Source organism: Leptotrichia trevisanii DSM 22070 (genome assembly GCF_000482505.1).
GTDB classification, from domain to species: Bacteria; Fusobacteriota; Fusobacteriia; order Fusobacteriales; family Leptotrichiaceae; genus Leptotrichia; species Leptotrichia trevisanii.
Genome location: NZ_AXVL01000004.1, coordinates 105,762 through 131,675 on the forward strand (window position 1 = coordinate 105,762; position 25,914 = coordinate 131,675).

The 25,914-nt window shown below is 31.2% G+C and carries 22 protein-coding genes and 1 tRNA gene; 4 read left to right on the top strand and 19 right to left on the bottom strand.

Features of this window, described 5'->3' with window-relative positions; translation table 11 throughout:
• Positions 1-160: 160 nt before the first annotated feature.
• The 7 genes from K324_RS0100535 to mnmA form a co-directional block, all read right to left on the bottom strand.
• Positions 161-892: an amino acid ABC transporter ATP-binding protein gene (locus K324_RS0100535; protein ID WP_026747417.1), complete on the bottom strand. Its 732-nt coding sequence runs from the start codon at positions 890-892 to the stop codon at positions 161-163.
• Between the two features lie 70 nt (positions 893-962).
• A complete protein-coding gene (locus K324_RS0100540) occupies positions 963-1,619 on the bottom strand; it encodes an amino acid ABC transporter permease (RefSeq protein WP_026747418.1) in 657 nt (218 codons plus the stop codon).
• Positions 1,619-2,407, bottom strand: a complete 789-nt coding sequence (locus K324_RS0100545; protein WP_026747419.1) for an amino acid ABC transporter substrate-binding protein — start codon at positions 2,405-2,407, stop codon at positions 1,619-1,621. The genes K324_RS0100540 and K324_RS0100545 overlap by 1 nt, the downstream gene beginning before the upstream one ends.
• 452 nt (positions 2,408-2,859) lie before the next feature.
• Positions 2,860-3,849 carry a DUF3829 domain-containing protein gene (locus tag K324_RS0100550; protein ID WP_026747420.1) on the bottom strand — a complete coding sequence of 330 codons (990 nt, stop codon included), beginning with the start codon at positions 3,847-3,849 and terminating at the stop codon, positions 2,860-2,862.
• An 89-nt stretch (positions 3,850-3,938) separates the two neighbouring features.
• Entirely contained in the window at positions 3,939-4,883 is a 945-nt protein-coding gene (locus K324_RS0100555; protein ID WP_026747421.1) for an AEC family transporter, read from the bottom strand.
• Between the two features lie 8 nt (positions 4,884-4,891).
• Positions 4,892-5,389 carry a hypothetical protein gene (locus K324_RS0100560; protein WP_026747422.1) on the bottom strand — a complete coding sequence of 166 codons (498 nt, stop codon included), beginning with the start codon at positions 5,387-5,389 and terminating at the stop codon, positions 4,892-4,894.
• 62 nt (positions 5,390-5,451) lie between these two features.
• Positions 5,452-6,546, bottom strand: coding sequence for a tRNA 2-thiouridine(34) synthase MnmA (mnmA, locus tag K324_RS0100565; protein WP_282705562.1), 1,095 nt, complete (start codon positions 6,544-6,546; stop codon positions 5,452-5,454).
• Between the two features lie 212 nt (positions 6,547-6,758).
• Here mnmA and K324_RS0100570 point away from each other — a divergent pair, with 212 nt between their 5' ends.
• A complete protein-coding gene (locus K324_RS0100570) occupies positions 6,759-8,399 on the top strand; it encodes a malolactic enzyme (RefSeq protein WP_026747424.1) in 1,641 nt (546 codons plus the stop codon).
• Between the two features lie 260 nt (positions 8,400-8,659).
• Here K324_RS0100570 and K324_RS0100580 read toward each other — a convergent pair whose 3' ends face one another.
• From K324_RS0100580 to K324_RS0100630, 11 genes are all read right to left on the bottom strand, one after another.
• A complete protein-coding gene (locus K324_RS0100580; RefSeq protein ID WP_051354351.1) occupies positions 8,660-15,244 on the bottom strand; it encodes an autotransporter-associated N-terminal domain-containing protein in 6,585 nt (2,194 codons plus the stop codon).
• Between the two features lie 556 nt (positions 15,245-15,800).
• Positions 15,801-16,094, bottom strand: a complete 294-nt coding sequence (gene rpmA, locus K324_RS0100585) for a 50S ribosomal protein L27 (RefSeq protein WP_026747426.1) — start codon at positions 16,092-16,094, stop codon at positions 15,801-15,803.
• A gap of 76 nt (positions 16,095-16,170) precedes the next feature.
• Positions 16,171-16,509, bottom strand: coding sequence for a ribosomal-processing cysteine protease Prp (locus tag K324_RS0100590; RefSeq protein WP_026747427.1), 339 nt, complete (start codon positions 16,507-16,509; stop codon positions 16,171-16,173).
• Positions 16,510-16,556: 47 nt separating this feature from the next.
• A complete protein-coding gene (gene rplU, locus K324_RS0100595; RefSeq protein WP_021769501.1) occupies positions 16,557-16,865 on the bottom strand; it encodes a 50S ribosomal protein L21 in 309 nt (102 codons plus the stop codon).
• 114 nt (positions 16,866-16,979) lie between these two features.
• Positions 16,980-17,066: transfer RNA gene (locus tag K324_RS0100600), tRNA-Ser, on the bottom strand.
• Between the two features lie 136 nt (positions 17,067-17,202).
• Positions 17,203-17,973 (bottom strand): SDR family NAD(P)-dependent oxidoreductase, encoded by a 771-nt coding sequence (locus K324_RS0100605; RefSeq protein WP_026747428.1) that lies wholly within the window; start codon positions 17,971-17,973, stop codon positions 17,203-17,205.
• Positions 17,974-18,009: 36 nt separating this feature from the next.
• Positions 18,010-18,309: a type II toxin-antitoxin system RelE family toxin gene (locus K324_RS14055; protein ID WP_036094846.1), complete on the bottom strand. Its 300-nt coding sequence runs from the start codon at positions 18,307-18,309 to the stop codon at positions 18,010-18,012.
• The gene (locus K324_RS0100615) at positions 18,310-18,537 is read right to left on the bottom strand and encodes a hypothetical protein (protein WP_026747429.1); all 228 of its coding nucleotides are present in this window, start codon (positions 18,535-18,537) and stop codon (positions 18,310-18,312) included.
• 111 nt (positions 18,538-18,648) lie between these two features.
• Positions 18,649-19,113 (bottom strand): hypothetical protein, encoded by a 465-nt coding sequence (locus tag K324_RS0100620; RefSeq protein WP_026746149.1) that lies wholly within the window; start codon positions 19,111-19,113, stop codon positions 18,649-18,651.
• Between the two features lie 21 nt (positions 19,114-19,134).
• A complete protein-coding gene (locus tag K324_RS0100625; RefSeq protein ID WP_026747430.1) occupies positions 19,135-19,965 on the bottom strand; it encodes a hypothetical protein in 831 nt (276 codons plus the stop codon).
• Positions 19,955-21,232 (bottom strand): hypothetical protein, encoded by a 1,278-nt coding sequence (locus tag K324_RS0100630; protein ID WP_026747431.1) that lies wholly within the window; start codon positions 21,230-21,232, stop codon positions 19,955-19,957. Before K324_RS0100630 ends, K324_RS0100625 begins: the two co-directional genes overlap by 11 nt.
• Before the next feature lie 217 nt (positions 21,233-21,449).
• Here K324_RS0100630 and udk point away from each other — a divergent pair, with 217 nt between their 5' ends.
• The 3 genes from udk to K324_RS0100645 are packed head-to-tail and all read left to right on the top strand — an operon-like array spanning position 21,450 to position 24,281.
• Positions 21,450-22,091, top strand: a complete 642-nt coding sequence (gene udk, locus K324_RS0100635; RefSeq protein WP_026747432.1) for a uridine kinase — start codon at positions 21,450-21,452, stop codon at positions 22,089-22,091.
• Positions 22,092-22,147: 56 nt separating this feature from the next.
• The gene (locus tag K324_RS0100640) at positions 22,148-23,485 is read left to right on the top strand and encodes an FAD-dependent oxidoreductase (protein ID WP_026747433.1); all 1,338 of its coding nucleotides are present in this window, start codon (positions 22,148-22,150) and stop codon (positions 23,483-23,485) included.
• Between the two features lie 13 nt (positions 23,486-23,498).
• Positions 23,499-24,281 carry an ion transporter gene (locus K324_RS0100645; RefSeq protein ID WP_026747434.1) on the top strand — a complete coding sequence of 261 codons (783 nt, stop codon included), beginning with the start codon at positions 23,499-23,501 and terminating at the stop codon, positions 24,279-24,281.
• Positions 24,282-24,368: 87 nt separating this feature from the next.
• Here K324_RS0100645 and K324_RS0100650 read toward each other — a convergent pair whose 3' ends face one another.
• Complete coding sequence (locus K324_RS0100650) at positions 24,369-25,892, bottom strand: type VI secretion system Vgr family protein (RefSeq protein WP_026747435.1); 1,524 nt, start codon at positions 25,890-25,892, stop codon at positions 24,369-24,371.
• Positions 25,893-25,914 lie beyond the last annotated feature (22 nt).

The window sequence follows — 25,914 nt, forward strand, 5'->3', positions numbered from 1 at the left end:
CAAAAAGATTATATTATTTCTCACTTTAAAAGTCAACTATTTTTAAAATACTTTTTTATATTATATCATTTTTATATTGTATATACAAGTTTTATTTTTTAATAAAAAAAATTTTTTAAAAGAAAAGGGTATTGCTATGATACCCCCTAAAATTAGCTATTTAACTATTTGTATTCAAAAATTCCCTTACTCTTTGAGAAAATGGATTTTCAAATATTTGCTGCGAACTTCCTGTTTCCAGTATTTCACCTTTTTCCATAACGATTATCCTGTCTGAAATTTCACGGACAAAGTTCATTTCGTGGCTTACAATCAGCATTGTAATTTTCTGATTTTTCAGTTTTCTTATTATATCCAGCACTTCCTTTACCAGTTCAGGATCAAGTGCTGATGTTGGCTCGTCAAAAAGCATAATATCCGGCTGTAATGCCAATGCCCTCGCTATTGCCACACGCTGCTTCTGTCCACCTGAAAGTTCATTCGGAAAACTGTCAATTTTATCTGAGAGTCCGACTAAATCTAACATTTTTTTGGTAATATTTTCAGCCTCTGTCATATCTATCTTTTTTACAAGTTTTAAAGTTTTGACTATATTATTTCTAACCGACATATGAGGAAATAAATTAAATGTCTGAAAAACCATTCCTGTCTTTAACAGCATTTCCTTTTTTATTTTTTTATCAACATTCTTATCCGTTAAATTATTCCCCTCAATCAGCACTTCTCCCGATGTTATGCTTTCCAAATCAACTATACAGCGTAAAATTGTTGACTTTCCGCTTCCAGAAGGCCCTATTAATGAAACAACTTCACCTTTATCAATGTATAAATTAATATTTTTCAAAATTACATTATCGCCATACTGTTTTTTTAAATTTTTTAATTCTATTATTTTTTCACTTTCCACAATTTATCTCCCAGTTTCTCTGTATTTTAGTAAAACTATATACAAATCAGAAATTTTAAATTCTAATTTTATTTATTTTTTCAATACCCTTAAATAATCTATCAACAGCAAAACTTAGCACCAGATAAATAATAATCGCACAAATATATGGAGTAACATTATAATAAATATTAGCCAGTTCCTTTGTCCGTTTCATTACCTCTGTCACAGCAAGAACATACACAAGGGAAGTATCTTTTATAAGTGTAATCGCCTCATTTCCCAATGTTGGTAACACTCTTCTTATTGCCTGTGGCAAAATAACGTATATTATTTTTTGCCAATAGCTGTAACCTAGCACTTTTGCCACTTCATGCTGTCCCTTATCAATGCTTTCTATTCCACTTCTCATAATTTCTACAAGATATGCAGCATAATTTATGATAAATGTAATCGTAGCCGCCGTGTATGGTGCAAGGACAATTTTATAACCTCCAAAATTCATTAGCGGTATTCCATAATAAACAACCATTAATTGCAGCATCAAGGGAGTCCCACGAAAAATCCAGGTATAAACTGAAATGATAAATTTTACTATCTTATTTTTTCCTGTATACGCCAACGCTCCTAAAATTCCCAACGGGACGGAAAATAAAACCGTGAATATATACAGCACCACTACATTCGGTAAGGTTTTTATCAGTTCTATAAATATTGATAACGACTGATTCATTAATCTTTAAACCATTTAGAATAAATTTTTTGATATGTCCCGTCTGCTTTTAATTCCTCAATAGCTTTATTTACAGCTTCAATCAATTTTGTGTTTCCTTTTTTAGCCGCAATTCCATATTCCTCTTCACCATAATTCTCACTTAAAATTTTGTACAATTCTTTGTTAGCCTGAGTTTCTTTTGTCTTTTTAGTATATTTTGCCAATACTTCATCAGCTATGATTGCATCAACTCTCCCTGCGTCAAGATCCATAAATGCCTGATCATATTGGGCATAAGTCTTAAATTCCTTAAATTTCTTATCGTCTCCTGATTTTTTCACAGCTTCCTCTCCGCTGCTTTCAGTCTGACTTCCAACATTTTTTCCTGCCAAATCGGCTTTTGTATTAATACTTGAACCTGCTTTAACCACTATAAGCTGGTGACTTGTAAAATACGGTTTTGTCATTTCAGTTTCTTTTTTTCTTTCTTCCGTTATAGTAAGTCCATTCCAGATTAAATCAATATTTCCTCCATTTAAATCCAGTATCTTAGAATCCCAGTTTATCGGCTTAAATTCAACTTCAACTCCTAACTTCTGAACAACCGCCCTAGCCAAGTCAATATCAAACCCCACAATCTCACCTTTTTCATTCTTAAATCCCATTGGAACGAACGAATCATCAAGTCCAACCACTATTTTCTCAGGAATCCCATCAGCATTTTTCTCTTCCTTTTTTTCCTCCTTCTGAACACTGCACATAAACACACTTAATGCCAAAATCATAAGTAACATTATTTTTTTCATTTCTACTGCCTCCTGCTTTCATTTATATACTAAAATTTACAAACTAATTTCTAAATATATTATAATAATAACATTTTTTAAAACATTTTGTCAATAATTATAATATATAACTTTTATATAGTTCAATATATATTATTTATGATTGAATATTAAAAAATTAAAATTAAAAATACAAGGTGAGCAACTATTCCCCACCTCTTTTATAATTATTCACATTTTTCTCATTTAAATATTAGGTTATTTTATTTAATAACAGTTTTATTATTTTCTCTTTTTTCGCAGGATTGCTCATTGCCGCAAAACCTTATCTTGCAGTAAAGATTTATCCTAATAATTAAAAGCTCCGTCAATTTATAAATTATATTTTAATTATTTAGAAATACTAATTTTTTTATCCTTTGTTGAGAAAGTTTGTAAGAAATTTATTATTTAAATAGAGTTTAGTATAAATTCTATTTTTGTACCATCAAAACATTAAACACATTTTCTAAATCTGTCTTTGCACTCAAAATATTACTTGCACTCATTACTACATCCTGAATATTCTGATTTTTTACACCTGCTACCATTTTTTGTATATTTTCTGATAATGTTTTTGAACTTTCCTTTATTTTTTTGAAATCTGCTTCACTTATATTTTCTTTTTTTGCATTTTCCAGTGTCATTTCAACTACTGCCTTATATGTGTTTTGCACATCATTATTTGCTTGTTCCAGTATTTTTACTTCATTTTCATCAAAGTTTAGATTGTTTTTTCCGAAGGCTGTTTTTCCAAATTTATCTACTGAATTTACAAATTTCAAAACATTTAATTTTACTGTTTTTCCATCCTTCTGTAATTGGTTTACCATTTTTTGATTGATTATCTGGGCAATTTCATGTAATGAATTAGCAAAAATTTTGTGATTTTCCTGTCTGTTTTGCAGTACAACTTTGTATTTATCATTCAGTTCTCCTGCTTTTGCCAGTTTATCAGTTTTATAATCACCTTTTTCAAAATAATCATTAATTTCTGTCAGCACCTTTTGTTCCTCTACCAATGAATTTATCAGATTTTCAGCATTTTTGTCAATTGCTTCCATTTTTGGACTTTTTTGCATTACATCTGTAATTTCTTTTATATATTCGCCAGTCAGGTTAATTGAATTATTCAGATTTCCCATAAATGCAGGTACTTCTGAAATATTTTTTATATTTCCAGCTTCATTAGTAAATTCCTCTTTTTTTATTTCTGTGAAGAATGTATTCCATTCTTCAGAATTTGGTACATCGCCCAATTTTGAATATTCATTATATTTCGCAATTTCCTCAGCCGAAATGTCCCTTTTCACATCCGTTACTTCCACTTTATCCTTGTCATTCTTGCCATTGCCCTTATTATCACAACCAGCAAGAACCAACAATGCCATTATTCCAATCAAAACATATTTTTTCAATTTCATTGTCTTCCCTCCAGAATATTTTATTTTTACAAACTTATTATTTTTACAATACCTGTTATTATACCAAATTTTTATTTATTTAACAAATTTTATACTAATCCTGCAAGCTTCAAAATGTAAAGCCATCCCGTCAACGTAAAAATGCTCATAATTGTCGTAACCATCACAGTTCCCGAAGTTACAGCCCCATTATGCCCCATTCCTCTTGCCATCGTAAATGAAGTCGGAGTTGTCGGGCTTCCCAGCATTCCAAGCACAGCAACCAGCTTTTCGTCCTTAAATCCAAATTTTATGGCTATTGGCAAAAATATCGCCGTAAGAAGTAGGAGCTTGAATGAAGACGAAACTAATACGATCTTTAGTTTTGAAAAAACTTCCTTTACATCAAAACTCGCTCCAAGTGCAAGCAGCCCAAGGGGAGTTGCCGCTGCAGAAAACGTTGAAATTGATTTCTTCATAATTACTGGCTGCGGGATTTTTAATAATGCCCAAACCATTCCAGCCAGAATTCCAAGTATCAGAGGATTTTTCATAACTCCCTTTAACGTATTTTTCAAAACTGCTCTATTCAATTTCCCCTGCTTTGGACGCAGCAGCATCAAAATCACAACCGAAGCGACATTGTACAAAGGGACAGCTCCGATTACCATAAGTGCTACAATTTTAGCCTCTCCATACACATTCTGCACAAAGGCATAAGCAAGCAGAGCAGCGCTGCTTCTAAATCCCGCCTGAATAAATTCCCCACGGATTGACTTATCTCTTAAAAAAATTGAAACAATGCACATTATCGTTATCGAAAAAAATGTTGCAAAAAAGCAAAAAAGCAAATATTTCAAATCCCAGATTGCTGAAAAATCAGACAGCGACAATTCCTTAAATAATAGCACAGGCAAAAGTGCCAGAAATACAAATCTATTCATCTTATCTGCAAATTCCAAGTCTATAATCCCTATTTTTCTAAAAATGTATCCAAGTAACATAAGTAAAAATACAGGCATTGTTGCATTCAAGCAAAATATTAATTCTTTCATTTTCCTCCTTAACTTCCACACGCTACATAAAACACTGGAATTCCATCTTTTTCATTACCTGAATCCATACCTTCAAAAAATACATGATCTCCTAATTCTTTATTTGCCTGCTGATTATGTACTTTTGTTATTAATTCAAGATTTGTAAAATATTTTCCATTATCAGCCTTTAACAATGCTCTTACATCAACTTGAAAATAACCATCATCTGCATACTCTTCCGACAATCCTTCTTCATCAGTCGTCTCATTTTTCAGCAAGTCTTCTTTCCCTTTTATCCATGCTTCATAATCAACATAAATTTCTGACTGGTTAACAGCTATTTCATCAGGATTCCATTCTCTATCAACATATTCACGCATTCTGTCATAATATGCCTTAATATCCTTATTAAAATCTTCTGAATTTTCATAAATTTTCTTACTAAACGTCCACATAACATCATCAAGTGCCATATTTTCTCCACCTTTCAAATTTTTATATTTTACATTAATTATTTTTAACAACTAAATATTTTTAATTCCTGAATCATAAATTTTAAATTTTGAATAAACTCTGATAAACAAAACTATTTTATAATTTTATCAATAACTCCTCCACCAAGACAAACTTCACCATCATAAGCAACCACAATCTGCCCCAATGTTACAGCCTTTTGCAGCTCATCAAAAATCACTTCATATTCATTTTCATTCAGCTTATTAATTACAGCTTTTGTATCTTTTTGTCTGTATCTAAATTTTACAGTGCACTCCAGCGGAAACCGCACTTCATTAATAAAATTAAAATCAGTTGCAATTAAACCTTTTGAATAAAGCACTGAATTATCGCCCTGTGTTACAATCAGTTCATTTTTTTCCAAATCCTTATCCACAACAAACCAAGGCTCTCCAGTACCTTCCTTTGTATTTCCAATTCCAATTCCTTTTCTCTGTCCAATTGTGTAATACATAAGCCCATTATGATGCCCCAGCACTTTTCCTTGTGTATTTACAATATTTCCACCTTTTGCAGGCAAGTATTGCGATAAAAACTTATTAAAGTCACGTTCTCCAATGAAGCAAATTCCTGTACTGTCTTTTTTCTTCGCTGTTGCCAAATTATATTTTTCAGCTATTTCACGGATTTGTGGCTTTGTAAATTCTCCCAATGGAAACAGCACTTTTTCCAACTGTTCCTGATTTAATTGGCAAAGAAAATACGTCTGATCCTTGTTATCATCAATTCCTCTTAACATAGTCGATTTGATTTTTCCATCTTTTTCCTCGTGAACAATTCTCGCATAATGCCCTGTTGCCACGTAATCAGCCCCAAGTTTCATTGCATAGTCCAGAAATGCACGGAACTTGATTTCCTTGTTACACATTACATCAGGATTTGGTGTTCTTCCCTTTTTATACTCATCTAAAAAATACGTAAAAACCTTATCCCAATATTCCTTCACAAAATTCACCGAATAATAAGATATCCCCAATTGCTCCGCCACAGCAATCACATCCTTATAATCCTCTTCCGCCATACAGACTCCATTTTCGTCCTTCTCTTCCCAGTTCTTCATAAAAACCCCAATTACATCGTATCCCTGTTCTTTAAGCAAAATAGCCGCAACTGAAGAATCTACCCCGCCTGACATTCCTAACACAACTTTTTTTCTTCCCATAATATTTCCTTTCCTTATATTTCCAAAAACTTAAACTTCTTTCAAAACCTTTCTTTCTATAAAAATAAGTATATCATAATATATTGCAACAGACAAGGAAAATAATTTAAGTAACAGGATAAACAAATTGATTTTTCCATATTTCAGTGTTATACTTAATGTTAGCAGATTATTGTAAAAAATAAATTTAAAATATTATTTAGAGGTGATTAACTATGAAATCAGGCTATGAAATTTTGAACAATCCATTCCTTAACAAAGGTACAGCTTTTACAAAAAAGGAAAGAGAAGAATATGGATTATTAGGACTTTTACCGCCGTATATTCAAACTATAGATGAACAGGCAAAACAGACTTATGGGCAATTTCTGAAAAAAGACAAGTTAATTGAAAAAAGACATTTCTTAATGGAAATTTTTAATACAAACAGAACATTATTTTATTATTTATTTAGCAAACACGTAGTTGAATTTATGCCAATTGTTTATGATCCTGTAATTGCAGAAAGCATAGAAAATTACAGTGAATTATTTGTAAATCCTCAAAATGCGGCTTATTTGTCAGTAAAAGAGCCAGAAAACATAGAAACTATTTTAAAAAATGCTGCTGACAACAGAAAAATCCGTTTAATTGTCGTTACTGATGCAGAAGGAATCCTTGGAATTGGTGACTGGGGAACTAACGGAGTTGACATTTCAGTTGGAAAACTGATGGTTTACACTGCCGCCGCTGGAATTGATCCCGCTACTGTCCTGCCAGTTGTAATTGATGCTGGAACAAATAGAAAAGAACTGCTGGAAAACGACTTGTATCTAGGAAATAGATTTGAGAGAGTTCGAGGAGATGAATATTATAACTTTATAGACAAATTTGTAAAAACAGCTGAAAAACTTTTCCCAAATTTATATCTTCACTGGGAAGACTTTGGAAGATTAAATGCGGCAAATATTTTAAATAAATATGAAAATGAAATCGCAACTTTTAACGACGATATACAGGGAACTGGAATTATCACTTTAGCTGGAATCTTAGGCGCATTAAAAATTTCAGTCGAAAAGCTTACTGAGCAAGTTTATATGTGTTTTGGTGCAGGAACTGCTGGAGCTGGAATTGCTAGACGTATTTTTAATGAAATGGTTGCACAGGGTCTTTCTGAAGAAGAAGCAAAAAAGCGGTTTTATCTAGTTGACAGACAAGGCTTATTATTTGAAGACACAGAAGGACTAACTCCAGAACAAACTCCTTTTGCAAGAAAACGAAGCGAATTTACAAATGCAAATGAATTAACTACTTTGGAAGCCGCTGTAAAAGCTGTAAAACCAACTATACTTGTCGGAACTTCCACAGTGCCAAAAACTTTCACAAAGGAAATCGTTCAGGAAATGGCAAAACACACTGCAAGACCAATAATTTTTCCACTTAGCAACCCAACAAGGCTAGCAGAAGCCAGTGCAAAAGATCTTATCGAATGGACAGACGGAAAAGCTCTCGTTGCAACAGGAATACCATCAGACCCAATAGAGCTTAACGGAATCACCTATGAAATTGGACAAGCAAACAATGCTCTAATCTATCCTGGGTTAGGACTTGGAATTATCACAACAAAATCAAAGATTGTAAACGACAAAATAATCTCAGCAGCCGCACATTCACTAGGTGGAATCATCGACACAACAAAACCTGGAGCTGCTGTACTTCCTCCAGTATCAAAACTGACAGAATTTTCTGAAACTGTGGCACTGTCAGTTGGACAAAGCGTACTAGATCAAAAATTAAATACAGAACCCATAAGCGATTTAAAAGAAGCAATAAAAAATGCAAAATGGATTCCTGAATACAAGGAGATGATTTTATGAAAATAGCAATGGCTGGAGATCACGCCGAATTTAATTTAAAAAAAGAAATTAAGGAATTGCTGGAGTCACAAGGTTATAGCGATTGCTGAAAAGCATATTAGAAAAGATGTTTAATTAAAGATTTATTTAACAAAAAACGGAAGTTAATCCCAAAAATAGATTTTCTTCCGCTTTTTTTATAAATTAAAACCAGTAATTAATAACTAGATTAGATATATCAATGTATCTAATTAATTTTCAGATTTAAGCATTTCTAAATGTTAGTAGATAGCCCTAAATCCTATTCCACCTCTGACATTGTTGCCCTTAGTGTCGTATCCAGCATTTACAGTAACTCCAAATCTTGTATTGTCAACTCCGATGTTCAAGTCAAATTTACCATTTCCTCGTCTATCTTCTTTTTCTTTTTCCAAGTTATACCAGTCGGCTGTTGTATATCTTACTTTTGCCCTGTTTCCTTTTTGAAGTTTTCCAATTTCATTTTCGTAAGCTGCTGATAATCCTACTGTCAGATTTGTTCGTACTGCTAATGGTTGAACATATTTGAATTCCATTCCAGCTTCAGGTTTTACTGAGAAATAGTCATTTCCTTTTACTTTCAATCTCATTTGTCCACTGTCTTCTTTTATGCTGTTAAATCTTCCATATTCCATTTTTACTGATCCAAATGGACGTAAATGTGTTCTTTCACTTAATCTTATATCATAGCCTAACTCATTTTTAAGAGCAGCACCATAAGAATGATAAGTAGATTTCGCTTCAAACACATCATCCACTATCCAGAATTTACGTTTCATACTATTAACCCCAGTAAAGACATCTCCAGCAATTGTCCATTGCAATGCTCCGTTATGATCAGTTTTTGGCGACATTGTCTTGAATATTCCGAGTTTAATCATTGTCTGATCTTCTTTTGATTTTCCTAAGTCTTTAAATCTGAATCTGTTTGTTACAGCTCCTGCGTACCATCCGCTTGAGTTACCCATCTTAATTTTTTCATCTTCATGAACATAGGCTACACCATAAGCATTGCTCTTATAATCAATTATTCCCGCTGTATCAGTATTGTATTCATCTCTCGTACCAAATACCTTAATTTTGTTATTTTGTTTAGACGGATTTCTCCATTCATTTCTTAAATATCCAAATTCATTATCCAAAGTATTTCCAGTGGCATTGATTCTTTGTTGAACATTTGCATACTGATGTCCTTTCATTTCATCTACAGCCTGTGTAAAGATATGTTGTTCACCTTTTCCAAGATCATTTAATTTATTAAACAATTCCTTTTCTCTCGTACCAAGCCCTTCAACACCGTATCTTTGTTCCAACCCATTTAAGAAATTATAAGTATTAGGATCCTTTTTACTTACAAAATCTGTATATGGAATTTTAACCAGATATACTTTATCATACAATCCTGTAACCGCTGATTTTGTTGGTATTGCTAACCATGTAAGGCTGCTTGAATTAGTATTTAATACTGTTCCAGTTGTAACTACGTTTGCAAGTGCATCGTTATATGGTTTTATTATATTATCTCCCAATTCTATAGCTTTAGCATTCGTATATCTTGCAGCTTCTGTCCCAAAATATAGGTTAATATCTGTAAGCCCTGCTAAATTACTTAATCCTTGAATAGGATTTGTATATTTTATTCCAGATGTATCAACATACATTCCCACACTTGTTGCTTTAGAACCTGAAGGGAAATTCATAAGTCCTGATTTTGCAAGATCTAATACTGTAACTCCTGAAGGCGACGTAACTGTTACTTCAGTTGCTGAAGGAGAAGCGACATTTGTATCAACTTTTGTTATTGGAACTTTTGCTCCATTTATTGTAACTGTTACTGTAGTTGCCTTTGGTGGAACCTTTATTGTTACACTTCCTTCAACTTTTTCATCAGTTGGCTGTGACTCATAAACATTTCTGAATGATCCCGTATTTACCGCTCCAGGCCCGTCTATACCGTCAGCAGACGCTTCACCTTTATCAGTATAAATTCCTATACCTTTATTTCCGGTAATTTGAATTGTACCATAGTTTTTAAATTTACCTTGATTTGCTACTACAACACCTTTCAAATTATCTCCGTTACCTGTAATAGTACCGTAGTTTTCACCTTCCGCTTCTTGATCTATGTACATACCGATTGTATTTTTACCACTAAGATTAATTATCCCTCCAGCGGCATTAATTGCTTTAGAACCCTTTCCAACTGCATACATTCCTATACTATTTTCTTCTGTTACATTAATTGTGCCTTTATTTATAATAGTTCCTTGATTTCTTGATGAAGTTCCATCATAATAACCTGTTGCCATTCCTATTCCGTATGATTTTGTATTCTTATCAGTTTTACCTACATCAATTGTTGTCCAGTTTGTTGCAGTTCCAGCTGTAGAATACATACCTATATTACCGTTTCCATTTCCAGATTTCAAGTCCATATTTCCATAGTTATCGACTGTTCCAGAAGAGTAGATTCCGTAGTTTCTGTTACCTGTCGCTTTTATTGGAGTATAGTTTTTAATAACTGAAGAATTATTATCAGAATAAGCATAAACAGTTTCATTATCCATAGTTACATTTGAACTTGCGTTTGTAGTCAATGTTCCAGGAGCTTTTATTACGTATCCAAATGTCCAGTCCTTAAGATCCATTTTTGAACCGTTATCGTTTATATTTACAGGATTAGTTCCCGCTGTAAATACTCCAACTGCTTCCTTACCTTTTACACTGGCACTTGTTGTAATTTCAGAACCCGAATCCAATGTTACAGTTCCTGTCCCCGCTGTCCCTTTCGAGAATATTCCAACTCCATTTTGAGCAATTTTAATCTTAGAAGTTCCATAAGCATGTATATTTTCTCCATACATTCCATAAGAACTATCTTTTATATCCAATGTTCCATAGTTATTCAACGTTACACTGTCAGCCGTATACATACCGATATTTGGAACATCCGAAGCAGATGAAAGTACAGAATTCCCTACAGTAATATTTCCAGTTGCCCAGTTTGTCATATTTGAATTATTGATTCCGTACATACCAATTTTTGCATTGCTTCCTGTTTTTAGATCAATAGTTCCATAGTTATTTAATGTGGCTTTATCAGCATACATTCCAACGGATCCAGCTCCAGACATGGTAATTTTACCATTAGCTTTATTTGTAGCAACACTGTCTGCAATGCTTGAAGCACTGTTATTATTTTTTACAAATACACCTTTGGCACCAGTACCGCCCAATGTTATATTTCCATCATTATTTACAGTTGCCTTTCCTTGACCAGCTACTCCTCCAAATTCATTTAATACTGGATTTCCAGCAGCATCTTCCCTATATGCAAGCCCTAAAATACCAATTGAGTTATTTCCGCCTACAGTAATATTTCCACTGTTATTATTAACTTCCGAACCATTTACAGCATAAACTCCCACAGCCTGATCATTCACAGTGTTAGCAGTATCTGTTTCAACATTCAAAGTTCCACTGTTTATATTAATTTTACCAAAGTTTGTATATAGCCCGATTGCTCCAGCACCTGCATCCGTTCTGTCAACCGTTATAGTTTTACCATTGACATTAATTCCTGTTTCCGCATTACTTGCAGCCCCAGTGCTTGAACTGATATTAAGTCCAATAACTGACGAATTTGTTAAATCTCCATTTATAGTTGTCGCATCACTTGTACTTAATACAGCTTTGACATCAGCATTTACATCTAATATACTTCTTTGAATCAAGAAATTACGAACATATTTATAATCATTTGTTGATGAATTAGAAGAGCTTACTGCTAAACTTTTATCTAAATTATTATCAAATGTAAATGATTTTCCATTATTTAATCCTTCTACAACTGCTAATTTATAATTATCTCCCGCTCCTGGACCATTTGTAGTAATATTGCTTGCATTTAAGCCTGAAGCTCCTGATAATGTTGAAACAAAATTACTCAACTTCAATGCATTTGGATTAACAACATTCATTAATATAACATCGTCTGAAGTTATTTTAAATTTAGAATTTAATAACGATACATTTGAGGTATATCCTGTGGAAGTACCTCTTATACCGAATCCTACAGCTTTTCCTGATAATGTAATCTCAGAATCATCTGCATTTATTTTCCCTTTATCATCTGTATAAAGTGCAAATCCTTCACCATCATAATTAATTGTCGAATATTTAACATTTATTTGAGAAACTTTATTACTTGCATTTTGTCCTACTGATGCTACTGCCGAAGCTCCATCTTTTACCGTGATTTTTAACCCTTTAGCTAACGAATCTCCAATTGCATTTATCATTCCACCATTTTTAGCATACAACGCTGTTCCCAATTTACGATCATCACTAGTAATTGTGATTGATGAACCTTTTGTACTACTTCCAGTTGTAGTTCCAGTAAGTGAAGGAGTTCCCTTATTATTATCACCAAACATTACTGTTGCATCGTCAACAAAAACTCCAGTATTATTACCAGTAGAATTTGTTATTGTTTTTGAAGCTGCTTTTAGTTTAATGTCATTCTCTCCATTTAAAACAACTTCTGAGGATCCATTAGCATAAACAACTGTACTTTCTGTTAATTCCTTACCATTCTTATCAGTTGTAATATCTCCTTCCACTGTAACTTTATTTGAATTAGTAGCATATACTGCTGTATTTTTATATCCTGTTGTTATAGCATCTGATAAAGTAGAAGCTGAACCTCCCATTTCTATATCTCCCTTAAAGGAAATTCCTCCACCAGAAGCATATAACCCAACATTCTCTTCCCCACCTAACATACTGATTTTACCTTTATTTGCTGTTACAGCTCCATGATCTATATCTACGTTTCCACTTTTAGTATATATTCCAACTGATTTTCTCGTAAAAGCCTCCATAGTTAATTCAGGAAGTGCTGATTTTAATGTTATATCATTAGTCCCTAGTGCATTTTTAGTAGCATTTTGATAAATTCCTATAACTCCTTCAGTGTATTTATCACTATATCCTGTATCATTAGCAGAACTGTTTGCAGTATAACTTCCACTTAATAGTGAATTTGAAGAAGTATAAGTTAGTAGCTTATTTTGAGATTGATTTCCTATTATAAATCTTGCCTCATTTTTATCATTTCTTGTCCCGTTACCACTGTTGGCATTATAAAGTCCTACCGCATTATCTCCATAAATATTAATTGGTTTTGATAAAATAAAATTAGTATTTGGTGTTACTTGTCCATATGTGTCATTATTTATTGCAACTCCAACATTTTCTTTACCATATAAATTTATTGTTCCTTCATTTATAAATGAAACATCGCCTTGTTCCAGTGTAGAAGGTGTTGACAAATCTTTAGCTGCTGTATATAAGGCTACTGCTCCACCCTGTCCGTATAAAGAAATTTCTCCATTTTTAGAATTAGCATACAAATGTTGATAATCATCATTTCCTGCTAAATCTGGCGAATGAAAAAAAACAATATTATCACTTGTAGTAACATTATTATGATTGTAATTTATTCCTATAATCTTACCATTATTTTCAACGATATTTAATCTTTGATTACCACCATTAACAGTTGTATGAACATATCGTGTTTCCGTTCCTCCAATTTCTACAATTCCATTATTTGTATGATATAATTGTCCATTTGTATTTGCATTCAAATTACTTTTACTCATATAATTTTGAATTCTAGTATATTGATCCGCTGTAATTATATGCCCAGTATTCAAGTCACTAAAAGTTTTTCCTGTCCTTCCTTCCGTTTCCAAATTAATTACAGTTCCCCTATGGTAAGCACCTGATTGAAAAGATGATGAAGGAGTTATTAATGCTATTTTCGTTCCATCTCCAAAATATGAATAAGGTGTGTTTGTCAATGTATTAAAAAACAAATTGCTACTATTTTCACTATTTGTATAATTACTTTTAGGCGAAGTTCCACCATATAGAGCAGCAGCTGTTCCTGGAGTTACACTCGCTCCATTAAATGCGTTAGTTTGTATAGTTCCTGAAAAAGTTCCATTATAAGTATTACCTGAAGTAATGCTTGAATAAGTTTTATATACTTCTCCATTTGCTACAGAAGTTCCTGAAATATCTCCCTTATTATCCATCCAATATGAATAACGAGTATGAGTAGGATCTGCTCCACCAGATGTAAATGATAAAATTAAAGTTCTTGGGGTAACAGGATTAACTACGCCAGGTTCTCCTGGAACTTTCACTATCCTTGTCACAAAATTCGGAAATCCTCCTCCTGCTCCCTGTACTGTAAATGCTGGTGCTACTTTATCTACACTCTTGGGTGTTAGTGCTGCCGATACGTCCATTGCGGCATTTGGCTCTCTTACTAGTCCTAATGTTGTTGCTCCGTATTTTGTTTCGATTTTTCCTGGATAGTTACTTCTGTTTACGATTGAGTCATCTCTTTTGTAAATAAAGCTGTCTATCTTATCCCCTCTACCTCTATAATGTCCATGCCAGTCATTATAAAAATAGTTCATTCCGTATTGCCAGCTGCTCCAAGGTGATTTTGTTACGTGATCCCCCTGTTCCATCAACTGAATTAGCTCAAGGTTTGTTCCTTTGACTAATTTATCAGTTTCTGCTCTCGCACGTTTAAATTCTGTTCGTATCTGCTTTATTGACGTGTTAATTTGTTGCATCTGATTGTTAATTGCAGAATCTTTTTCTGGCGCTGCATATAAACTGCCAGAAGAAATTAATAGTCCATTCAATAAAAAAGCAAATAATACAGAATCTGTGTATTTAAAGTCTTTACATCTTTTGGCAAAGGCTTTTAAGTCTTTTTTTAATTGTAATAAAGTTTTTGACATTGATATTCTCCTTTTCATTTTTTAATTTTGATAATTTAAAATTTAAATTTATAAATTACCAAGTGAAATCTTTTAAATAACAACTGATTTATAATACATATAAAAAGCTGATTTAATAGTGATTTAAGTGATATAGACTTTTTTTACATATTAAAATTAAATATTATTTTCTAAAAAAGTATTCTAATTATATCACACAAAAAAAAGACACACAAATAGTTTTTAGAAAAATAATTTTTTTTAAATCTTGAATTAATAAATTTATTCCATAATAGTTCTATTTTAATCTTGAAACAAAAATTTTGAAAAAGATTTAAATAAAGATACAATTCAACTCCAATTTTAAAGTAGATTTATATATTAATAACAAGGATGTTTTGAAATCTTGTTAAATATTACGTAATTCAAAATTCATAAAATATAATTTTCTCTTTTCAAACGACGAGGTATAGTATAAAAATTACAACAAAAAATAAATTAATTATAATTTTTTATAAAAAAAATACCATCCTATTTCTAAGACAGTATTTCCAAAATATATTATACAATTTTATTACTACGCTTCTACTCTTTCAGGGTAAATGCTTACTCTTTTTTTACCATTTCCGAATTTTTCAAATTTTACATATCCATCAGTTAACGCGAATAAAGTGTAATCTTTTCCTAATTTTGCGTTAGTCCCTGCGTAAAATTTACTTCCTCTTTGTCTTACAATGATGTTTCCAGCTTTTACAGCTTCTCCATCATATTTTTTTACTCCTAAATATTTAGGGTTTGAATCTCTACCATTTCTAGTTGATCCTTGCCCTTTTTTTGAGGCAAATAACTGTAAGTTTAATTTTAATAACATTTTCCAACCTCCTCGATTTCTTTTTCATATTTTATTTCTTGGATTCTTTTCAAATCTTAACTTCTGAACTTAAAATTTATATTTTTATTTCTTTAAGTTTCACAAAATTACTATAACTTTTTGCAACTTCCTTCAAATACGAATACATTGATTCAACCAAAATATCTGCATTTTCTAGTTCATCATCAGTCAATCCAGAATTTTTTAAATCACAGGAAATATACCCATCTTCTTCAGTAAACTTTAGTTTTTTCTTAAGTTTCAAAGTTTCAATAAGTCCATTTACTGTCATTTGTCCTACTGACGAAACAGCTGCACAAATTACATCTTCTCCATATTCTGAAAAATTTGCATGTCCTTTTATTTCAAAATATGTTATTTTATTTTTTTGTCTTTGAATTTCTATTTTTATCATTCAAACCACAACAGCTTTCACAATCTAAATTATATTAAAAAATACAATTAAGCATTGATTGATTTAATTTCAATTGCTGTAAAAGATTGTCTATGCCCTTTTTTTCTGTAGTAAGTTTTTTTGTTATATTTAAAGTTAATTTTTTTATCAGCTTTTCCATGAGATTTAACTGTAGCTACAACTTTAGCTCCTTCTACAACTGGAGTTCCAACTGTTACGTTATCTCCTTCTCCAACTAATAGAACTTCGTTAATTTCGATGTCTGAATCAACATCAGCTGCTAATTTTTCAACTTTTAATACAGTTCCAACTTCTACTTTGTACTGTTTTCCACCTGTTTTAATTACTGCAAACATTTATGTTCACCTCCAAATAATTTATCGCTATCATTGGTATTAGCCACCAATTTTATGCGTATATCTTAATTAGTTTACTATATTTTCACTAATTTGTCAAATTATTTTTATAAATGGCGGAAGTAGAGGGACTCGAACCCACAAGACGTTTAACCGCCCACAGCTTTCCAAGCTGCTGCCATACCATTAGGCGATACTTCCACTTCAAAAAAATAATTACAAACTATTATACTAAACTTATTTATAAAAGTCAATGGATTTGTTTAGCGTATTTTTTATATTTTTGTGTAGGCGTATAGATGCCAATACTTGCTAATAAATTCATTATCACACGGCATCATTTATTTTGATTTTTTCTATAAATATTAAATCCAGTCGCCTGATTTGTCGCCATTATTGTAATATCTGAAATTTGTACGTGTTTTGGCTGGTTTGCAATATAAACTATTGTATTTGCAATATCTTCTGGCTTTAATGCCTCGATCCCTTCATAAACCTTTCTAGCCTCCTCCATATTTCCGTGAAATCTTACATTACTAAAATTAGTTTCCACAATTCCTGGCTGAACAGTCGTTACCTTGATATTTTTATCAATCGTATCAATTCTAATTCCATCGCTCAAAACCTTCACAGCCGATTTAGTCGCACAATACACAGCAGCCCCTGCATAAGCATAAATTCCAGCAGTTGAACCAATATTTATAATGTGCCCCTCATCATTTGCAACCATACTTGGCAAAATCTGTCTTGTAACATACAAAAGCCCCTTTATATTAGTGTCTATCATTCGTTCAATATCCATAATATCATAATCCTGAAATTTATCCAGCCCCAAGGCAAGCCCTGCATTATTTACAAGAATATCCACCTTTTTCACATCATCCAGTATTTTCTTGCTAAATTTCACAACATCATTATACTTTGTAACATCAAGCACAAAAATATACGCATTAGTCCCATATTTTCTATCAATATCAGCCTTTATCTCCTTCAATTTATCCGCATTTCTAGCACACAAAATCACATTGTCCCCATTTTTCGCAAAGGCATAAGCTGTTTCCTTCCCAATTCCACTTGTAGCTCCAGTAATAAAAATATTTCTATTCATAAAAATTCACTCCCTAATATTTGAATTTATCATTATTTATTTTAAAAATGATTTTTTTAATTTATTCAAAATCAAATATACTTTACTTCTATGCTCTATTTCAACAGCTAAAACTATTAATTTATCATCTTGTATTTCAACTATTATCCTGTAATTTTTTAATGGTTTATACTTCCAATATCCTTTTAAATTATGGCTCAAAGCCTCCCCTTTAATTCTTGGATTTTCAGAATTATTTATTTTTTTCAGAAAATCATAAATTTTTCTACTTGTATTTTTATCCATCTTTTGTAATTTTTTTGCTGCATATTTGGATAACAATACTTTATATTTCACTTAAAATCCCATTTCTTTTCCAAAATCTTCAAGAGACGTCATCGGGAATTTTTTTGCCTTTTCTGATAATTTCAGTATTCTTTTTACTTCTGATTTGGAAATTTGTTCATTTTCTTCCATTTTATCTAATTCTTTTGATATTAAGTCATTGATAAAGTTGTTATCGTATTCTAAAACTTCCTTTAACTGTTTTTGTTTCCTTTCATTTAATTCAACATCTATAATCATCGTACTTTCCTCCTAAAATAGATTTTGTAATTTTTTTAGAATTCAAATAATTTTTAAGTTTATTTAAAAATATCCACATTTTTATTATACCACAAAATTTTAATTTAAGTGTTATTTTATGTCCAATTTATTTTTCTGATGAAATTTTTGTCTCAACTTCAGTTTAAAAATCCCTATCCCTTTCTCAATGCTCATTTCCTGCGAAAAATTATACACAAACATATTTGTAAATTTCAAATCCATTTTTTTATTTGAACCCAAATCAACAAACATTTCCAAATTTCTGTAATCACTTTTTTCGAGATAGGATTCAGCCCATTCTACTAAATCTATTATATTCTTTTTATTTTTTTCATACAAATCATCATTTATGCTCTCATTTTCCAAATTATTTCCTGTATTTTCCAAGTTTGAAATAATTTTTCCGATTATTTCCATTTCCACTGTGCTTCTGCTGTTTGCAAGATTTGTATCTTCTGCAAGTCCAATTTTATATTTCACTTCCATAATCTCGTCTTCACTTACATTTATTTCCTTTTTATTTTCCTCATCTGTAATTTTCAATCTATATTTCATTTTTTCTTCCCCTTTATTTTGTTAAAAAACCGCTATTTCATCAATTTTTACTGTTTCATCAACATTTACTACTCCAAAATGATTTTTCCAAAATACTTTTAATTCCATTCCAAACTCTAAAAACAGTAATTCCAAAGTTTTTATCTTTGCAACATTTTCTTTATTTTTTGGTTTATTTATATAAACTATTATTTTATTTTTTTCTGATTTTTGTCTATAAATAAGTGAATCCAGAAAAAAATACTTTATTCCCAATTTAAAGTTTTTCATACAGTTGACACCATTAATTTTTTCGTTATAAATCAAAAGTACTACATATCCCTGTTCTTCCCTATTCAAAATCGAAAAATGCCGTTTTAAGTTTATTCCTAAAGTTCCCTTTTTTATATCCTCCGAAATTTTTTCACAAATAACGTCAATCACTGTCGTCCCACTCACAAAATCAAGTTCCCGTAAGTAATTTATCACATTATTTTCAATATTTTTCTTAAAATTTCTTAAAACAGATATATTTTCCTTTTCTTCTTTAACTATGTTGTTCCTACGTCTAAAACCATTTATTTTAGACTCTTTTTTAGGTACATTCTCCATTGTCAGATTTTTAATTTCAGTATCTTTTTCCAGTTTATTTTCAAACTCGAAAAAATTATCATAATAATTTACTAAACTGGTAAAAATTTTATTAAATCTCACATACGGATTTACTTTTACAGCTTTCTTTTTACCAATTTCATTATTCAAAAAATCTGCATTTACCTCAATATATGCTGAAACACTATTTTCCAGTTCAAATTGCATATTCAGAGGAACTGCCCATATATATTTGTAGCCTTTTTTATTTTTATTCGCCATACAGGTACCCCCTGCATTCAAATTCGTTATAATTGTTCTGAATTTCTGAGATTAAAAAGCTAACCTTGTCTTCTGAATATTCATCAAAATCCTTTATTTCTACAAATAGATTCAATTTCGGCTTTTTATCAGAATACCCTTTTTGAAATTCATTTTTCAAACTCTCATTACAGTCATAGATATTTAAATTTTCTTCAATATTCTCTGTAAAATTAATATCTTTTAGTATGATTTCATCCTTTGTAAATTCATATTCCAAAAAATATTTTTCCAAAAATGCACGGCTTCTAGTATTCGTATTTTTCTTTTGAATTTTATCAATGAAACTCTCATTTCTAAAATTTGTAAAATGAAAATAATTTTCTTGCTTTTCACCATTTTTCTCGTAAATTTCAAGCATTTTTCTGCATTTTTCGATTGGCTTTATTGAAAATACATCCCAAATATCGCCTGTATTTTTCTTTGAAATAATATTTAATTTGTTTTTTTTGCTGTAATAGCAGCACAAAATATCCTCATTTTCATGATTTGATACCAAAATCTGCTCATTGTCTTCAAAATTTATTGTATATTCAAAGGATACATCAATTTTTGTTGGACGTACAAAGATAGTGCTTATAATCTTCTTTTTTTCAATATTCCAAAGTAATTCCCTATCTCTCAGCACTTTATCCTGAATCTCTTCAAAATCATAAGTAATTTCATATTTCCCTCTTTGAATTTTTTCAAGCACATCCCTTTCAATCTGAAAATCATACTCAGACAATTTAATCTTATAACACCTCATAAAATGTGCCATATTAATAGTTTTCCAACTTTTTCCATTAAGCTCAAAAGAATTATGCAATTTTCTTATTTCATCAGAATATCTCTCATCTTTTACAATCCTTACCTTAATCTCATAATTATCCCCATCAACATCAATCCAACCCAAAAACTCTCTTTCCAAAACCTCATCAATTTTCCGCAAATCCAAGTTCAAATAAACATTTTCCAAATAAATATCCTCATAACTGTCATCAAAAATATCTATTTTGTCAACTACAGGAAAAAATACTCCATCCATTTTAAATGTATTTTTCTTTTTTACCAACACTGTTTCAACAAAAATATCCTTATTCACTGAATTTTCAGCAATCCTAGCTTCGAGAAACTTATTTTTAATTTCCTGAAACCTCTCCTGCATCTCCACATTCATCTCAAAAAACATCTCTCTCAAACTCTTTCCAAGCATTTCCTTCTCAAAAATTTCATTCTCTCTATTCATAACCCCTCCAATTATTTAACTATATTTTAATTTTATCATATAATTAAATTTTTTTCAAACGTTTTTATTAAATTTTTAATTTTTAAAAAATATAAAATTTTAAACTTCTACATTGTAAAACTGTAAAAAAAATGCTAAAATTATTTAAAAATAATACATTACTTTTCTATAAAAAAATTCAAAAATTACAAAAATCTATTCAGGAGGAAATATTTTTATGAGCTATCAAACTATAATTGTCGGAATTGCTGGAGGGACTGGCTCTGGTAAGACTAGCGTAACTCAGGCTATAATCAAAAATTTGGAAAAAACAGGAATTCATGCGATTTTGCTGGAACAGGATTCTTATTACAAAAGGAATGATCACTTGACTTATGAAGAACGGACTGCATTAAACTATGATCATCCAGATTCGATTGATTTTGACTTACTGGAAAAGCATATACTGGCATTGAAGGATGGAAAATCTATTGAAAAGCCTATTTATGATTTTCAGATTCATAACAGGGTTGATGAAACTCAGCATATCGAACCTGCAAATATAATTATTGTTGAAGGGATCTTGGTGCTTGCAATGTCAAAAATCAGAAGTCTTTTTGATACAAAAATTTTTGTTGATACTGATGATGATGAAAGGTTGCTTAGAAGAATTGAGCGGGATCTGAACGAGCGGGCAAGAAGTTTTGAAAGCATAAAAAATCAATATATAAATACTGTAAAACCGATGCATCTGGAATTTGTTGAGCCTTCCAAAAGATATGCTGACGTTATAATTCCTCGTGGGAAAGACAATAAAGTCGGTATAAATATGGTGGCAAGCAGACTTAGATATTTATTTAACAAAATGAATCAAAAGTAAGAATAACAAGAAATGAAAGGAGTGTATGATTTTATAAATTATCATACAAAAATATTATGAAAATAGTTGTAATTGGAGGCGGAGCAGCCGGAATGATGTTTTCGACTCAATATAAAAAGGCAAATCCTGAAGATGAAATTATTTTATTTGAAAAATCATCTTATGTGGCTTGGGCAGGATGTCCAACACCTTATTTCATTGCTGATGAATTGAAGAAAAGTGATGTTCTGCACGGAACACCCGAAGATTTTATAAAGCGTGGAGTTAACGTAAAAATTCATCACGAAGTTACAGAAATAAATTTTCAAAATAAAACTGTAACAGTAAAAGGCGACGAAATTAATGGAATAATTTTTTATGATAAACTGGTTATTGCCGTCGGAGCAAAATCATTTGTACCAAATATTGCTGGATATTCAAAAGATTTGGAAAATGTGTTCACTTTATCTCATGCAGAACATGCCTTTAAAATAAAAGATTATCTTAATGAAAATAAATCAAGATTGAAAAAAGCAGTTGTTGTAGGAGCTGGATTCATTGGGCTTGAAATGGCGGAATCGTTTAGAAAAAATGGATTAAATGTTACATTGATTGAAAAAGCCGATCAAATTTTTCCAAATGTTTCTGAAAATTTGAAAAAAAGAATTTATAAGGAAATAGAAAAGAATGATGTTATGTTAAAACTAAATTCAGGCGTTTCAGAAATAATTTCTGAAAATAATGTTGCAAAATCAGTAAAATTGGATAACGGCGAAACTGTAGATTTTGATATTGCATTGTTTAGCATTGGGATTACCCCAAACATTGATTTCTTGCCTAAAGAATTAAAAACTGATTCTGGAAAAATTGCTGTAAATGATAAATTTGAAACAAATATTAAAGATGTCTATGCAATTGGAGATTGTATTTTTAACAAATATTACAAAACAAACAGAAATTTATACGCTCCATTTGGAGATGTGGCAAACAAGCACGGAATGTTCCTTGCAAAACACCTGTCTGGAAAAAATGTGAGCTGGAAAGGGCTAATCCGTTCTTTTGCAACTTCATTTTATGACGTAAAGCTGGCACAAACTGGACTTTCCCTAAAAGAGGCCCTGCAATTAGGATACAATGCCGATGTAGTTTCAATGAAAGCAATGTACAAAAATTCTGGCTTTGAAGACTCTGTTCCTGCAAGTGCCGAAATTATTTACGATAAAGATAAAAAAATTGTTCTTGGTGGGGCAATGGTTGGAAAAGAAGCAGTTGCACAATTTGTTGATCAAATGGCTATCATTATTGCTCTTGAAACACCTATTGAAAAATTCATAGAAATTGACTTTGCATATTCTCCAACAAATGCAAGTGTTTGGAATCCGTTATTGGTAACATACAGAAAAGTTATTAAATAAAATAGGTATTTTTATGAAAAAGAAAATTGAAGATTTACACAAAAACAAAAGATTTAGGATAAGTTATCAGGTTATTTTTATTTTCTTGGCATTATACAGCTTTGTCACTACAATCTTAGACTTACACGGTGATATTAATATTTTTAACAATCCAGTCCTTGAATTTATTGATGTATCAATTTATCTGATTTTTGCAGCTGATTATTTTATCCGTTTTACACATTCAGATAACAAGCTGGACTTTATTGAAAATAATATTCCTGATTTAATCTCAATTATTCCGTATTATTCTATTTTTAGACTATTCAGAATTTTTAAAATAAGACGTTTTGCCAGAGTTTTTAAACATTTAAAACTAACAAAAACTTATTTAGCTGTAAAAAAATTCTATAAAAAAATAAAAAGAATTTTAAAGTCAAACGGATTAATCTATTTATTAATTTTTGCAGCACTAGGAATCGTAGTATCTGCCCTGATAGTTTCCTATGTCGAAAAACTGTCTTATTTTAATGGCTTATGGTGGGCATTTGTAACTGCGACTACCGTTGGCTATGGAGATGTCTACCCACACACATTTATCGGAAGAATAATTGCCATTTTTCTGATACTCATTGGAATGGGAACTTTTGGAATGATTACAGGAGCAATCACAAGTTATTTCTTGAATCGGCAAACTGATTTAATCCCAGATGACGATTTAGACGAATATATCCTAAAGTCTCAAAACTATACAGATACAGAAAAACAGGAAATTATAGCTTTTATACAATTTATAAGAAACAAAAGAAAAAAATAAATTATACTAAAATCTTTTCAATACAGGAAGAACAGTAAGTTTTAACTAATCTTATTATTCTCCTGTATTTTTTATTACTAACTACTATTAATTACTGTGAACTTTTTTCCCTTTAATTCTTACATCTGAACTTAACGATTCCATCGTTATTTCCTTCTCTTTCCCAATAATATTTATCTTAGAACCATAAAAATCAGCATTCCCGATTGACTCTATACCTAAATAATTATTCGAAGCCACTATCATATTCTGATTCGCCTTATTTACAAAATTATCTGCATTTTCAATTATATTTGGCGATTCCACACTATATTTTTCAGCCGTTTTCACTTCAAAAGTATTTAAATTCAAGCTAAAATTAAAATCACTCTGATTAACCTGAAAATTCCTTTTTGTATAATCGCTAAACCTTCCATTTCCTTTATTGTTTATTGCCCACGACACTTTTGCAAATCGTTCGTCTTCATTTGGAAAATAAACTTCCACAGTATCATTTACTTCGGGAGTGCAGAAAAATCCAGTATTTGTCTGCGAATAGAAAGTCTGATAACTAAGCGGAAATCTTTTTATCCCATAATCATCATAAGCTTTATCATTACTTTTATCATTGCTTCTTTCCTGAACAATTTTTTTCAGCCCCTCTCCAAATTTGACTTCCATTTTCGCAATTCCACCATCTTCAAACACCCGCTCAACTTTAGCTTCAATCCTGCACCCTCTAATTTTTTCATTATACTTCCTAAATATATGATAACTGCTCATATCCGTTGCCAAAAATTCACTTTTCAAAACAAAATCCTTCAAAAATATTTTTGTTTTCAGAACAGAAAAATTTCCTTTATTGCCATAGTCTTTCTCATTTTCATTAGAATGTTCAGAAATAGAAACAGTATCTCCCAAATTTATCACTTTATTCGACTGCACCTTATAATACAGATTTTTATAATCTCTCACAAGCGAATAATCTGAAAAATATTTATTTTCCTTCTTAACTTCCCCCATTTCCACCATTCCAAACAATATTATCCCCTGCTCAACCACAAACATCCCAGTTTTCAGTTGACTTGCAAGCCTCACTAAAAACTCCCAATCCGTTTCATCGAACTGGACAATAAGAGTACCAATCTGCTTTTTCGCAATATCAGAATACTTTATTTCCAGCTTTTTCTCAGCATAATCCTTATTAATCTCATCAATTATATCTGAAAACATTAAATTCCTATCCTGAAAAACCCGATACTTTTTCTCATTTTTCCTGTCAAAAAGCACACTTTTAGAAAACGCCTTCATCAAAATCCTGCACCCATAACTCCCATAATCCAGTATCTCAAAATAATCAACAATTCCACTAAAAACTTTCCTTTTGACATTCTCGCTTGCCTCTGCAAGTTCAATTACAATTTCAACACCTTCCTTTTCAATAGTTCTTTCCAAATTCTTCCTTTGCTCATCATCCATCTCCAGCTGCATTTCCAGTTTCTGATGTTCATTAATATTCTCATTCAGCACAAATTCCCGAATCACGAAATTATCCAGATTTTTCTCGTCCAATACAATTCCAATATTTTTCCCCTCATACATATTTTCAGCACTTACACTTTCACTGCTCATTTTACCACCTCAATTATTCCTT

Excerpts from the sequence above, each read along its gene's own strand:
- K324_RS0100540 (WP_026747418.1), bottom strand. The coding sequence starts at position 1,619 with ATGAATCAGTCGTTATCAATATTTATAGAACTGATAAAAACCTTACCG.
- K324_RS0100620 (WP_026746149.1), bottom strand. The coding sequence starts at position 19,113 with ATGAAATATAGATTGAAAATTACAGATGAGGAAAATAAAAAGGAAATA.
- K324_RS0100555 (WP_026747421.1), bottom strand. The coding sequence starts at position 4,883 with ATGAAAGAATTAATATTTTGCTTGAATGCAACAATGCCTGTATTTTTA.
- K324_RS0100605 (WP_026747428.1), bottom strand. The coding sequence starts at position 17,973 with ATGAATAGAAATATTTTTATTACTGGAGCTACAAGTGGAATTGGGAAG.
- K324_RS0100650 (WP_026747435.1), bottom strand. The coding sequence starts at position 25,892 with ATGAGCAGTGAAAGTGTAAGTGCTGAAAATATGTATGAGGGGAAAAAT.
- K324_RS0100625 (WP_026747430.1), bottom strand. The coding sequence starts at position 19,965 with ATGGCGAATAAAAATAAAAAAGGCTACAAATATATATGGGCAGTTCCT.
- K324_RS0100590 (WP_026747427.1), bottom strand. The coding sequence starts at position 16,509 with ATGATAAAAATAGAAATTCAAAGACAAAAAAATAAAATAACATATTTT.
- K324_RS0100570 (WP_026747424.1), top strand. The coding sequence starts at position 6,759 with ATGAAATCAGGCTATGAAATTTTGAACAATCCATTCCTTAACAAAGGT.
- K324_RS0100630 (WP_026747431.1), bottom strand. The coding sequence starts at position 21,232 with ATGAATAGAGAGAATGAAATTTTTGAGAAGGAAATGCTTGGAAAGAGT.
- K324_RS0100545 (WP_026747419.1), bottom strand. The coding sequence starts at position 2,407 with ATGAAAAAAATAATGTTACTTATGATTTTGGCATTAAGTGTGTTTATG.
- rpmA (WP_026747426.1), bottom strand. The coding sequence starts at position 16,094 with ATGTTATTAAAATTAAACTTACAGTTATTTGCCTCAAAAAAAGGGCAA.
- K324_RS0100640 (WP_026747433.1), top strand. The coding sequence starts at position 22,148 with ATGAAAATAGTTGTAATTGGAGGCGGAGCAGCCGGAATGATGTTTTCG.
- K324_RS0100615 (WP_026747429.1), bottom strand. The coding sequence starts at position 18,537 with ATGATTATAGATGTTGAATTAAATGAAAGGAAACAAAAACAGTTAAAG.
- K324_RS0100580 (WP_051354351.1), bottom strand. The coding sequence starts at position 15,244 with ATGTCAAAAACTTTATTACAATTAAAAAAAGACTTAAAAGCCTTTGCC.
- K324_RS0100550 (WP_026747420.1), bottom strand. The coding sequence starts at position 3,849 with ATGAAATTGAAAAAATATGTTTTGATTGGAATAATGGCATTGTTGGTT.
- K324_RS0100645 (WP_026747434.1), top strand. The coding sequence starts at position 23,499 with ATGAAAAAGAAAATTGAAGATTTACACAAAAACAAAAGATTTAGGATA.
- udk (WP_026747432.1), top strand. The coding sequence starts at position 21,450 with ATGAGCTATCAAACTATAATTGTCGGAATTGCTGGAGGGACTGGCTCT.
- rplU (WP_021769501.1), bottom strand. The coding sequence starts at position 16,865 with ATGTTTGCAGTAATTAAAACAGGTGGAAAACAGTACAAAGTAGAAGTT.